12 protein-coding genes are annotated in these 10,397 nt (G+C 44.9%); 8 read left to right on the top strand and 4 right to left on the bottom strand.

Features of this window, described 5'->3' with window-relative positions:
* Positions 1–162: 162 nt before the first annotated feature.
* Positions 163–471, bottom strand: a complete 309-nt coding sequence (gene bolA, locus ACQEXT_RS12195) for a transcriptional regulator BolA (RefSeq protein ID WP_426952252.1) — start codon at positions 469–471, stop codon at positions 163–165.
* 137 nt (positions 472–608) lie between these two features.
* Between bolA and ACQEXT_RS12200 the strand changes: the two genes are divergently transcribed.
* From ACQEXT_RS12200 to ACQEXT_RS12215, 4 genes are all read left to right on the top strand, one after another.
* Positions 609–1,739: a methyltransferase gene (locus ACQEXT_RS12200; protein WP_426952254.1), complete on the top strand. Its 1,131-nt coding sequence runs from the start codon at positions 609–611 to the stop codon at positions 1,737–1,739.
* A gap of 60 nt (positions 1,740–1,799) precedes the next feature.
* Complete coding sequence (locus tag ACQEXT_RS12205) at positions 1,800–2,369, top strand: YajG family lipoprotein (protein WP_426952255.1); 570 nt, start codon at positions 1,800–1,802, stop codon at positions 2,367–2,369.
* A complete protein-coding gene (locus tag ACQEXT_RS12210; protein ID WP_426952257.1) occupies positions 2,369–2,914 on the top strand; it encodes a peptidylprolyl isomerase in 546 nt (181 codons plus the stop codon). The genes ACQEXT_RS12205 and ACQEXT_RS12210 overlap by 1 nt, the downstream gene beginning before the upstream one ends.
* 71 nt (positions 2,915–2,985) lie before the next feature.
* The gene (locus tag ACQEXT_RS12215) at positions 2,986–4,377 is read left to right on the top strand and encodes an AmpG family muropeptide MFS transporter (protein WP_331416152.1); all 1,392 of its coding nucleotides are present in this window, start codon (positions 2,986–2,988) and stop codon (positions 4,375–4,377) included.
* A gap of 52 nt (positions 4,378–4,429) precedes the next feature.
* Here the strand turns inward: ACQEXT_RS12215 and ACQEXT_RS12220 are convergent, their stop codons facing one another.
* The 3 genes from ACQEXT_RS12220 to ACQEXT_RS12230 form a co-directional block, all read right to left on the bottom strand.
* Positions 4,430–5,092, bottom strand: a complete 663-nt coding sequence (locus ACQEXT_RS12220) for a ChrR family anti-sigma-E factor (RefSeq protein WP_426952258.1) — start codon at positions 5,090–5,092, stop codon at positions 4,430–4,432.
* On the bottom strand, positions 5,089–5,673 hold the full coding sequence (locus tag ACQEXT_RS12225) for a sigma-70 family RNA polymerase sigma factor (RefSeq protein ID WP_331416154.1): 585 nt from the start codon (positions 5,671–5,673) through the stop codon (positions 5,089–5,091). The genes ACQEXT_RS12220 and ACQEXT_RS12225 overlap by 4 nt, the downstream gene beginning before the upstream one ends.
* 65 nt (positions 5,674–5,738) lie before the next feature.
* Entirely contained in the window at positions 5,739–6,311 is a 573-nt protein-coding gene (locus ACQEXT_RS12230; protein ID WP_138973499.1) for an LON peptidase substrate-binding domain-containing protein, read from the bottom strand.
* A gap of 345 nt (positions 6,312–6,656) precedes the next feature.
* Here ACQEXT_RS12230 and ACQEXT_RS12235 point away from each other — a divergent pair, with 345 nt between their 5' ends.
* From ACQEXT_RS12235 to csdA, 4 genes are all read left to right on the top strand, one after another.
* Positions 6,657–7,514 (top strand): outer membrane protein OmpK, encoded by an 858-nt coding sequence (locus tag ACQEXT_RS12235; protein ID WP_426952260.1) that lies wholly within the window; start codon positions 6,657–6,659, stop codon positions 7,512–7,514.
* A 110-nt stretch (positions 7,515–7,624) separates the two neighbouring features.
* Entirely contained in the window at positions 7,625–8,512 is an 888-nt protein-coding gene (gene panE, locus ACQEXT_RS12240) for a 2-dehydropantoate 2-reductase (RefSeq protein WP_426952261.1), read from the top strand.
* Positions 8,512–9,111, top strand: a complete 600-nt coding sequence (locus ACQEXT_RS12245; RefSeq protein WP_331418440.1) for a DJ-1 family glyoxalase III — start codon at positions 8,512–8,514, stop codon at positions 9,109–9,111. Before panE ends, ACQEXT_RS12245 begins: the two co-directional genes overlap by 1 nt.
* Positions 9,111–10,322 carry a cysteine desulfurase CsdA gene (csdA, locus tag ACQEXT_RS12250; RefSeq protein WP_426952262.1) on the top strand — a complete coding sequence of 404 codons (1,212 nt, stop codon included), beginning with the start codon at positions 9,111–9,113 and terminating at the stop codon, positions 10,320–10,322. Before ACQEXT_RS12245 ends, csdA begins: the two co-directional genes overlap by 1 nt.
* The last annotated feature ends 75 nt before the right edge of the window (positions 10,323–10,397 follow it).

Genomic DNA, 10,397 nt, shown 5'->3' on the forward strand with positions numbered 1-10,397 from the left:
GCACAAACAGAAATAGCCATAAAAAGAGTAATGGCACTACATATTCACATCGTGAAACATTCTTATTTAAAACTAACCACTGTATTTATTTGTTTCTATGTTGTTAACAATACCTCTTTGGGACTAACTAAAAAGGGCAGCCATGCTACCCTTTTTCAGCAGTTATTTGTCACCACCCATACACATAGGACTGTCCGGCGCGATTTGATTGTGTTGCTGCCATTCGTGCTCTGTGTAGGTGTGCATCGATAACGCATGTATGTGGTTTGCCAGTTCCTCAGCCAGTGTTTGGTTCACTTGTCGATGGCGAGCAATCAGCCTTAATCCCTCAAACTTCTCACTCACAATCACCACTTTAAAGTGGCTTTCTGAACCGGCTGGCACATTGTGCATATAGCTCTCGTTCACAACACTTAGGTAGCTAGGTTCAAATGTATCTGTAAGTTTGCTTTCTATTATTTCCTGCAGCATTGCACTTTACCATCAGACTAAACAACATAATGGGCTAGATAATAGTCGCCTTAAGCGGAAAGCTAAAGGTTTTAGTTTTCACAACCGCAGCGTTTTGCGACAATTCCCCCAATGACCGATAACCTTGCGTTGCTATTATGATTACTGAGCTTTCACTGCATGAGCGAACCCTTTCTTTATTCCGATACCCAAAGAGAAACAACGAAACTCTTCAGGCATGGGATGCGGGAGACGAATACCTAATCAACCATGTTGAAGATATGGGACTCGAGCCCAACCAGCATATCTTAATCGTCAACGACAACTTTGGAGCACTCAGTTGCTGGTTTAGTGACAAACATCGTATCACTATGATGAGTGACTCGTTTATTTCTCAGCAAGGTACTCTTGCAAACATACAACACAATCAGTGCCCTAGCGTCGACTTCATAACAACTATGGATGAAGTACCAGCCGATGTAGATTTGGTTTTGCTTCAGTTACCCAAAAGCAATAGGCACCTAATTTGGCAACTCAGTCAGTTGCGTCAAACACTGAACGAGACAATTCCTGTTATTGCGGTCAACAAAGCAAAAGAGATCCACTCCTCGACACTTAAGCTTTTTGAAAAACATCTGGGTGAAACAAAAACCTCACTTGCTTGGAAAAAACACCGTCTAGTCTTTAGTTCAGCAAATAGTGCTAATGCCACCCAAGTCTCTGCCAATACTCAATGGTCAGTAGAAAAAGAGAACATTACGCTAAACAATCTGCCAAATGTCTATTCAGGAGAAAGCTTAGATTTGGGCGCTCGCTTTATGCTTGAGCATTTACCAACAAACCAAAATCTTAAACATGTGGTCGATCTAGGTTGCGGTAACGGTGTCCTTTCCGTAAAAATGGGACAACTAAACCCACAAATTAAATTAACCTGTGTTGATGAGAGCTTTATGGCGGTCGAGTCGGCTCGACACAACCTCCTAACCAATCTTGGTAGTGATAGAGAAATAGAGTGCGTTGCGAATAACTGTTTAGATGGAATGACGGCGAGCGATGTGGATATGGTCATGTGTAATCCCCCATTTCATCAGCAGCAAGCTATCACCGATCATATTGCATGGCAGATGTTCTGTGATGCAAAGCAAATTCTTACTGTTGGTGGGCAATTATTAGTTATCGGTAACCGTCACCTCGGCTACGATGGAAAGCTATCTAGGCTATTTGGTAAGTCAAACGTCAAAGTGGTCGCTGCCAATAAGAAATTTGTTATTTTACAAGCGACTAAATAGTCCTCTATTATCTGTTTACGTTTGTATAAGCTCGCAGAGTTACAAAGAAAGGAAATTACAATGAGAAAACTGGTTCTAGTCGCGTCAATGGCACTACTTACTGCGTGTTCAGCTCCGCAGCAAGAGCAAATTAATTTTATGCCTAAGGCTGTCCTTAGCAACAGCGATCTTGTTCAAGATGCGGCATTTACGCTAACCAGTAAAGACGTGCGTTCTGCACAATACGTTGCTCTTGTCGATAGCGGTCGTTCAAATATTGAACCGATTCATTCTAAACAAAACGTACGTATCTCAATTGAAAATGCGCTATTGGAGCAGTTCCAGTCACAAGGTTTCCGCACTACCGTCAATAGTGAAAACTCAATTGAAGTCGAAGTTCAAGAAGCCTTAGTGTCCGTTCAGCACACTGTGATGGAAAACCAGATGGATGGTAAGGTAGTCATTGAAATCACGGCTGAAACGCCACAAGGTAAACTGGTTAAGACCTACACTGGTACAGCGAAGCGCACCGGGGCGCTCAGTGCTTCTAACGAAGAAATTGAAGTTGTTCTTAATGACGTCATCAACTTAGTTCTTCAAGAAGTGGCCAACGACCGTGAACTTCAGAATTACATGCAGGAGCGTTTCTAATGTTGAAAATGGCATTTGCCTCACTCGCATTAGTCAGTTCACTTGCGCTAGCGGGTCCGAAGGTAGAGTTTGAAACAAACCTAGGCTCTTTTACAGTCGAGCTAAATGAAAACAAAGCACCGATTACCGTTGCTAACTTTATTAAGTATGTCAACGATGGCAGCTACGTCGGTTCTCAGTTCCATCGAGTCATTCCTGGCTTTATGGCTCAGGGAGGAGGTTTTGATGAGAATATGAACCCCCTACCGACATACGCTCCTATCAAAAACGAAGCGTATAACGGGCTTAAAAATGATAGTGCGACCATTGCCATGGCACGTACTAATAACCCGGATTCAGCGACTCGACAGTTTTTTATCAATTATAAAGACAATGGTTTCTTGGATTATGATCAACGCCCACCTGGTTACGCTGTATTTGGCAAAGTGACACAAGGCTTTGACGTGATCCAAACTATGGCGAGCAAGCCCACTACAACCAAAGGGCGCTACCGCGATGTACCAGTAGAACCCATCATTATCACCAAAGCCACACTCATCAAATAATTATATTAGGCTCTACTTTGTTAGAGCCTTCTGTTTTCTTGCTGACCAAACGCTCAAACAAGGATTTGTGTATGTCTTCAGACTCTCCTTCTATGTCTTGGCTAGAGACGATTCGCAGTTATATGGACAAGCGCCTAATGTGGGTATTTATGCTTGGCTGTTCGAGCGGATTTCCTTGGGTTCTGATCGGTTCTAATATGTCAGGTTGGTTAAAAGACGCCGGACTCACACGTGCAGCAATAGGCTACTTTGGCAGCGTATTTGCCGTTTACGCCATTAATTTCCTGTGGGCACCACTCGTTGACCGAGTCCGTATTCCTCTTCTACATGCAATGCTCGGACAACGAAGAAGTTGGGTCTTTGTTTGTCAGTCAATTGTGCTAGTTTGTACCCTATTAATAGCCGGTGTCGACCCATCACAAAACCTAATGCTCACTTCAATGCTTGCTCTGGGTATCGCTATCTCGTCGGCAACTCAGGACATCGCCATTGATGCCTTTCGTATCGATACATTCCCTAAATCAGAGCCCTCTAAATTGCCACAAGCGTCAGCGATGGCGGTTATCGGTTGGTGGACGGGCTATTCGGTGCCAGGTTACTTAGCTTTTATCAACGCTGACTCTATTGGCTGGAATGGGGTTTACTATGGAATGGCGGCGATTGTCGTCCTACTAATGATTTTCACGCTCTTAGTTGGTGAGCCCAAAACTCAACGTGACGCGTTGCAAGCACAAGCCGAACAACGTCACAGCAAAGTCGTTGGTAACCGTATCGTCGCGTGGATCACGGTCACTGTCGTTGAACCTTTCCTCGATTTCTTCAGAAGTAACGGATTTAGAGTCGCAATCACCCTACTACTGTTTGTTTTCCTCTTTAAGATTGGAGAAGCTTTCTTAGGTCGAATGTCGATTACCTTCTATAAAGAAGTAGGCTTTACTAACGAGCAGATTGGTTACTATTCAAAACTGATTGGTTGGGGGCTCACAATTGTGTTCACCTTGATCGGCAGTATGGTTAACGTGAAGTTCGGTATCGTACGTGGCTTAATGATCGGTGGTATTGCCATGGCATCAAGTAACCTCATGTTTGCTTGGATAGCAAAAGTTGGGCCGAGCGAACAATTATTCTTAGCCACTTTGGTTGTCGATAACTTCACTTCTGCATTCTCAACCGTTGCCTTTGTGTCATTCTTGACAGTGGTCACAGGTCAAGCGTTCTCTGCTACTCAGTACGCTTTACTCGCCTCTTTAGGCAACTTCGGTAGAACAACACTCGCCTCTTTCTCGGGAGAACTGGTTGACTACCTCAACGACTGGTCAACCTTCTTCGTCCTGACGGCACTGATGGTAATACCGAGTTTGATTATGCTCTATTCGTTGCGCCATTATTTCACGGATATGTTAAACAGAGCTCAGCAGAGAGATTCTCAACAGGCAGATCAACAGGACACAGCACAACAATAGAAATAAAGGCTTGGTTTCTCACCAAGCCTTTTTTCTCGCATCAATTTTCTGACTAGGGATAAAGCCCCTTACCAAATAAGTTGAATACTCTGGCGACACCTTGAGTGAATATCATCGGCTGTGTGAGTACAGTCAAACACAAACAATCTTCACCCTGTTTAGTGTATGGGCTGTGTTTTACTGTTCCATCTTTGAACAAGAAGTCCCCCACTCCATAGTGCCCATCTTCATCGCTAAAGCTACCGTGAAGAACCAAGGTCGACTCCGTGCCTTTATGAGTGTGCTGGGGAATAGCCACATTTTCGCTAATGTACATCAGGTTAATTCTAGCATCTGGCGAGATGTCTATTGCCGCGCTAAATACCTTGCCTCCATAGCTCTTCCAATCACTGATCCGGTCTCTAAAACGCGATAGCGACAGAGGAAGACGAAAAGACTTGCCATTCACTTCAACAAACGTCGGCATGCGAGGAAGCCTCATAGGGTCACTGTTTTGCTCAAGAGCGACAATTTTGTCGAACATAGCATCGAAGTCATCTTTGACGCTAATATCGCTCGCCATTAGCTCTTCGCCGTATAGCTGTTCAAACCCGTTAACTTGGCTTCGACAGCGTGGACAACTTTCGATGTGGGTGGCTATCGTAAAAGCGCTCACATCATCCAACGTGCCTTGAGCGTATGCTTGCAAAACGGATTCATTTGGATGGTAACTCATAGTGTATCTGCCTCTATCGAAATTCGAAGTTTCTCTACTGCTAAGCGCAACCGTGACTTAACCGTTCCAAGGGGAATATCAAACATCTCTGCGACTTGCTGATGCGGTAACTCTTCCAAGTAAACTGCCTGTACGACTTTGCGTTGCGATTCCGGCAGCAAATCCAAATATTTAACCACCTGTTGTTTAAGTAGTTCGGCCTCAGGAGAATAATGTTCCACCATATCTGGCGGACAATAATCATTAGGCCAAAGGTCCTCAGAATGTATATGCGCATCCCTACCTTTCTGTTTACGCAAAATGTCAAAACAAAGGTTACGCGCTATCGTAAAAATCCATGTAGAAAGCGAACTCTTACTGCTATCAAATAACGCGCTTTTTTGCCATACGGTTGTCATCGCTTCTTGAACGACTTCTACGGCAATCTGCTCATTGCCCATATGCCTAAATGCAAATTGCTTGAGACGTGGAGAAAAATGACTAAAAACCAATGCAAACGCATGTTTGTCCTGCTGTTTCACTTTTTCCATACACTCAGCCCAATCTGCTTTGGTGAAAGCTTGGCTATCTGAATTGGCCATTTCGATATCCTTAAACGGTGCCCTTAGACAGTATATACGCTTCAATTCATGGAAAGATCATTGAGCTATTGGCTAAAGAGCGCTTTATTTAAAAACTGTATCGCCTCACGGCAATCACGCGCAGCAGCAAGATGATCAAACTGGCCTTTGGACAGCGGCAATATCTCAAGCCATCTTTGACTAACCCAGCTTGCATCATCCAGAAACTTTTGGTCATACAAGTTGCTCACTTCGGGGAAACGCTCATAAACCTGCGCGAGATGCTGAGCGACAGACTCCGTCTCGATACTAAGCTGTTCAACTTGCCAGTTGGGTAGCTTAGTCACTTTCGCATAGCGAAGACCATCATATTCAACACGCACCTGATCTATCTCGAATCTTTCTAATCCTGTCACTGTGATTCCTAACAGACCCGCGTCTAGCACTTCAAAATCGACGATTTGTGCCAGCGTCCCAATCTTAGATAGCTCATTTTCACCAGACTCTTTCGCCTTTTCAAACATACAGATGCCAAAAGTGCCATCCGCACGCATCGCTTGAGAGACTAAACGTTTATATCTCGACTCAAAAATTCTTAGTCGCATTTTTCCCTCAGGGAGAACTATTGAACTTAGAGGGAAAAGCATTACTTCGGCCATATAAAATCACTCCCAACCATTTTATTAACAGTTACGTTACAGGTCGCAAAAGCGATCATTAACCGAATGTGTTGAATAGTTGATAGACATTAAATTTAGAGTAAACGCTTGCGTAATCGATACCTGTTTCACTTTTTGTGCAACGGGATGAAAGTTCCATTGGAACGTTATTTTTTGCTTGCCAATGAGATGTAGATCACCTGTTTTATGTTTTTTTACATCGGTTGCACATGGTTTTTGAGATTTTTATCGATATTATTCACATCCATAAAGCACAGCTAAGATTGTGCAACTAAGTAAATATCGAACGAATATTGAAATTAACAAACATAGAGAGTTCCCACTATGCGTAAATCACTTTTAGCTCTAGGTGTTGTAGCAGCAATGTCTGCACCTGCAATGGCTGCTGACTATTCAGACGGCGACATTCACAAAAACGACTACAAATGGATGCAGTTCAACCTAATGGGTGCATTCAATGAAAAAGGTGTATCTGAATCAACTCACGATTACCTAGAGATGGAATTTGGTGGCCGTTCAGGCATCTTCGACCTTTACGGCTATGTTGATGTTTTCAACCTGACTTCTGAATCTGGTAGCGATAAAGCGAAATCAGAAAAAATCTTTATGAAGTTTGCACCTCGTATGTCTTTAGATGGCCTAACAGGCAAAGACCTATCATTTGGTCCTGTAAAAGAGCTTTACGTAGCTTCTATCATGGAATGGGGTGGCGGCGGCGCAACCAACTGCAATGCAACTGGTTGCATTGATGGTAGCCCAGGTGTTAACACACAAAAAATCGGTCTAGGTTCTGATGTAGAACTGCCTTGGTTTGGTAAAGTAGGCTTGAACCTATACGGTACATACGATTCAAACAAGAAAGACTGGAACGGTTACCAAATCTCGACTAACTGGTTTAAACCTTTCTACTTCTTTGAGAACGGATCATTCATCTCTTACCAAGGTTACATCGATTTCCAGTTTGGTATGGATACAGACAAAAAATACGCTACATCAAGTACTGGTGGTGGTATGTTTAACGGTATCTACTGGCACTCTGACCGCTTTGCGGTTGGTTACGGTCTAAAACTATACAATGATGTTTACGGTTTTGCAGACAACGAAGGTCTTCCTTGGAACTCAAGTCAGAAAGCAGAATCGTCAGGTGTAGGTCACTACCTAGCAGTTACTTACAAGTTCTAATTGAACTCATAAGTAAAAGAATCATAAATGGCACCTTAGGGTGCCATTTTTATTTGCTTTCTCTCTGTATAGCCTTATCCTTTTTGCCAAACCCACCAACTTGCGAACAGATGAATATTGTAGTTCTCGGCCCCGGCGCAATTGGCTCTCTTTGGACGTCTCATTTGCATACCGCCGGACACTCGGTCTCCGTTTGGTCCAGACAAACGACCCCAACGCTGTCTATTCAACTCGAACAGAATTCTCCCGTTCGTTTTGCTAACAACGTCATCGACTCACTAAGCAATGCTGATCTCATACTGGTGACACTTAAAGCACCTCAAGTAGCAAAGAGTTTAGCCTCCTTGGCGCAACACATTGCCGGAGAGGCCATGATCGTACTCATGCACAACGGGATGGGAACCGCAGAGAAAATATTGACCTTGCTGCCAAATAACCCACTGCTTATCGCCACAACGACTCACGGTGCGCTTCGAGATAGTCACGGCACTGTCCGCCATACTGGCCACGGCAATACCCAAATAGGCGGATATAATATCGCAGGCAAACGCTGCGAATTCCTCGCCGAAGTGCTTCAACACAGCTTGCCGGAAGTCAGATGGAATCCAAATATTCTTAGCGCATTGTGGAACAAATTGGCGATTAACTGTGCCATCAATCCCCTATCGGCGATAAATCAAGTTCCAAATGGGAGACTTGCTGACCCGCAGTTTGCACTAACCATAGATGCAGTGGTGGAAGAAGTCGCCCAAGTCATGTCGGCAGAAGGGGTAGAAACCACCAAAGAGGAAGTTGCAGCCAACGTTCTCAAAGTGATACAAGCGACGGCAAATAACTTATCGTCGATGAATCAGGATATTGTTCATAAACGCCAAAGCGAGATAGACTTTATCACAGGATACTTGCTCGAAAGGGCACAGTGTCATGGTATCCCTACACCAGTAAATCGTACTCTCTATGACGAAATCAAAAACATAGAACAAAGTTGGAATCAATAATGACAAAGAAAGTCCTCGTCCCTATCGCACCCGGCACAGAAGAAATGGAAGCCGTTACCATCATCGATACGATGGTCAGGGCTGGCTATGAAACCATTGTTGCGAGTGCAGATTTCGATGGTCAGTTAACCATGAAAGCATCACGAGGAGTAACGCTGACCGCTGATTGCAAGTTGGTTGATATCGCTGACGATGAATTTGATGCGGTGATCCTGCCAGGCGGAGTGCAAGGCGCAGAAACATTCCGTGACAGTACGGTGCTGGTTGAAATCGTTCGACAACAAATGTACGAAGGCAAGCTCGTCGCTGCGATTTGTGCTGCACCCGCTTTAGTCCTTGCTCACCATGGTCTTTATCCCGACGCACTGATGACTTGCCACCCTAGTTTTGAAAGCCACATCCCCGCTCAAAACTGGCGTGTAAAGCGCGTGACTTACGATACCAATCATAACCTTTTAACCAGCCAAGGACCGGGGACCGCACTTGAGTTCGCGATGGAAGTAATCATAAATCTCTCAGGTAAAGCACACGCATGGAGTGTCGCAGAACCAATGGTCACTATGCCTACCTTGCAGTACCACAATCTAGGTGAAGAGTAATGTTTGATGTCCAGCAAATCGCGGCGCAGTTTCCTGCACTGAAGCAGCAGATCAATCAACAAAGGCTGGTTTATCTAGATAGTGCAGCGACTACACAAAAACCTCAATGTGTCATAGACGCCATCTCTCACTATTACAGCCAGCAAAATGCCAACGTTCACCGCGGCAGCCACAGCTTGACCGCTCAAGCCACCAGCCAATTTGAGAGTGCTCGTGAAACAGTGGCCCGCTTTATCGGAGCGAACTCCAGTAAAGAGATAATCTGGACTCGTGGGGCAACTGAAGCGCTCAATCTCATCGCTCAAACTTATGCGCGAAGCACACTCAAGCCTGGTGATGAAATACTGGTTGGTGAGATGGAACATCACGCCAACATAGTACCTTGGCAAATCGTGGCACAACAGACTGGCGCCAAAGTCGTTAAAATTCCCATGACAGCACAGTGTCAACTGGATCTCTCCGCATTTGATTCTTTGCTAAGCGCTAAGAGCAAAATCGTCGCTGTGGCTCATATCACCAACGTAACAGGGACTCGACAACCAATCGAAGAGATCATCACGCGCTCTCACACAGCAGGAGCTGTGGTGGTGGTTGATGGTGCTCAGGGAATTGTCCATGAGTCTGTCGATGTGTCAAAACTGGGTGCCGACTTTTACGTTTTCTCTGGTCATAAGCTCTATGCACCAGCAGGGATCGGAGTGCTATTTGGAAAGCAGGCTCTGTTAGAGGCGATGCCACCTTGGCATGGTGGCGGAAAAATGGTTGAACGTGTCTCTTTTGAAGGTACGACATTTAGCGAACTACCAGGTAAATTTGAAGCTGGCACGCCTAATGTAGCAGGTGCGATCGCACTGTCCACCGCCATCGATTGGTATCAAGGATTAGATCATCAAAAACTTGAGGGGCATATTCATCACTTAGTGACTCTGGCTAAATCAGGGTTACAACAACTTGATGATGTCCGTATCCTCGGCTACCAAGACCATTCATCGGTGATCTCGTTTATTATCGAGGGAGTCCACCATCAAGACGTTGCCACTCTACTCGATCAGCAAGCTATCGCGGTAAGAGCAGGTAATCACTGTGCTCATCCGCTTATGGATGCCCTCGGAGTTAAAGGCACCATTCGCGCTTCTTTTGCCGCCTACAACACAGTTGAAGATGTCGAGAGACTCGTTGCAGCTGTAGCGAAAGCGGTAGATATGTTGTAGCGAGAAGCGAGAAGCGAGAAGCGAGAAGCGAGAAGCGAGAAGCGAGAAGCGAGAAGCGAGAAGCGAGAAGCGAGA

Origin of the sequence: Vibrio sp. TRT 29B02 (genome assembly GCF_050113655.1) — a bacterium.
In the GTDB taxonomy this organism is placed as follows: domain Bacteria; phylum Pseudomonadota; class Gammaproteobacteria; order Enterobacterales; family Vibrionaceae; genus Vibrio.

Bases quoted from the DNA above. Each gene is read 5' to 3' on its own strand.
- ACQEXT_RS12200 (WP_426952254.1), top strand. From the start codon at position 609: ATGATTACTGAGCTTTCACTGCATGAGCGAACCCTTTCTTTATTCCGA.
- ACQEXT_RS12235 (WP_426952260.1), top strand. From the start codon at position 6,657: ATGCGTAAATCACTTTTAGCTCTAGGTGTTGTAGCAGCAATGTCTGCA.
- ACQEXT_RS12205 (WP_426952255.1), top strand. From the start codon at position 1,800: ATGAGAAAACTGGTTCTAGTCGCGTCAATGGCACTACTTACTGCGTGT.
- panE (WP_426952261.1), top strand. From the start codon at position 7,625: ATGAATATTGTAGTTCTCGGCCCCGGCGCAATTGGCTCTCTTTGGACG.
- bolA (WP_426952252.1), bottom strand. From the start codon at position 471: ATGCTGCAGGAAATAATAGAAAGCAAACTTACAGATACATTTGAACCT.
- ACQEXT_RS12220 (WP_426952258.1), bottom strand. From the start codon at position 5,092: ATGAGTTACCATCCAAATGAATCCGTTTTGCAAGCATACGCTCAAGGC.
- ACQEXT_RS12215 (WP_331416152.1), top strand. From the start codon at position 2,986: ATGTCTTCAGACTCTCCTTCTATGTCTTGGCTAGAGACGATTCGCAGT.
- ACQEXT_RS12245 (WP_331418440.1), top strand. From the start codon at position 8,512: ATGACAAAGAAAGTCCTCGTCCCTATCGCACCCGGCACAGAAGAAATG.
- ACQEXT_RS12225 (WP_331416154.1), bottom strand. From the start codon at position 5,673: ATGGCCAATTCAGATAGCCAAGCTTTCACCAAAGCAGATTGGGCTGAG.
- ACQEXT_RS12210 (WP_426952257.1), top strand. From the start codon at position 2,369: ATGTTGAAAATGGCATTTGCCTCACTCGCATTAGTCAGTTCACTTGCG.
- ACQEXT_RS12230 (WP_138973499.1), bottom strand. From the start codon at position 6,311: ATGGCCGAAGTAATGCTTTTCCCTCTAAGTTCAATAGTTCTCCCTGAG.
- csdA (WP_426952262.1), top strand. From the start codon at position 9,111: ATGTTTGATGTCCAGCAAATCGCGGCGCAGTTTCCTGCACTGAAGCAG.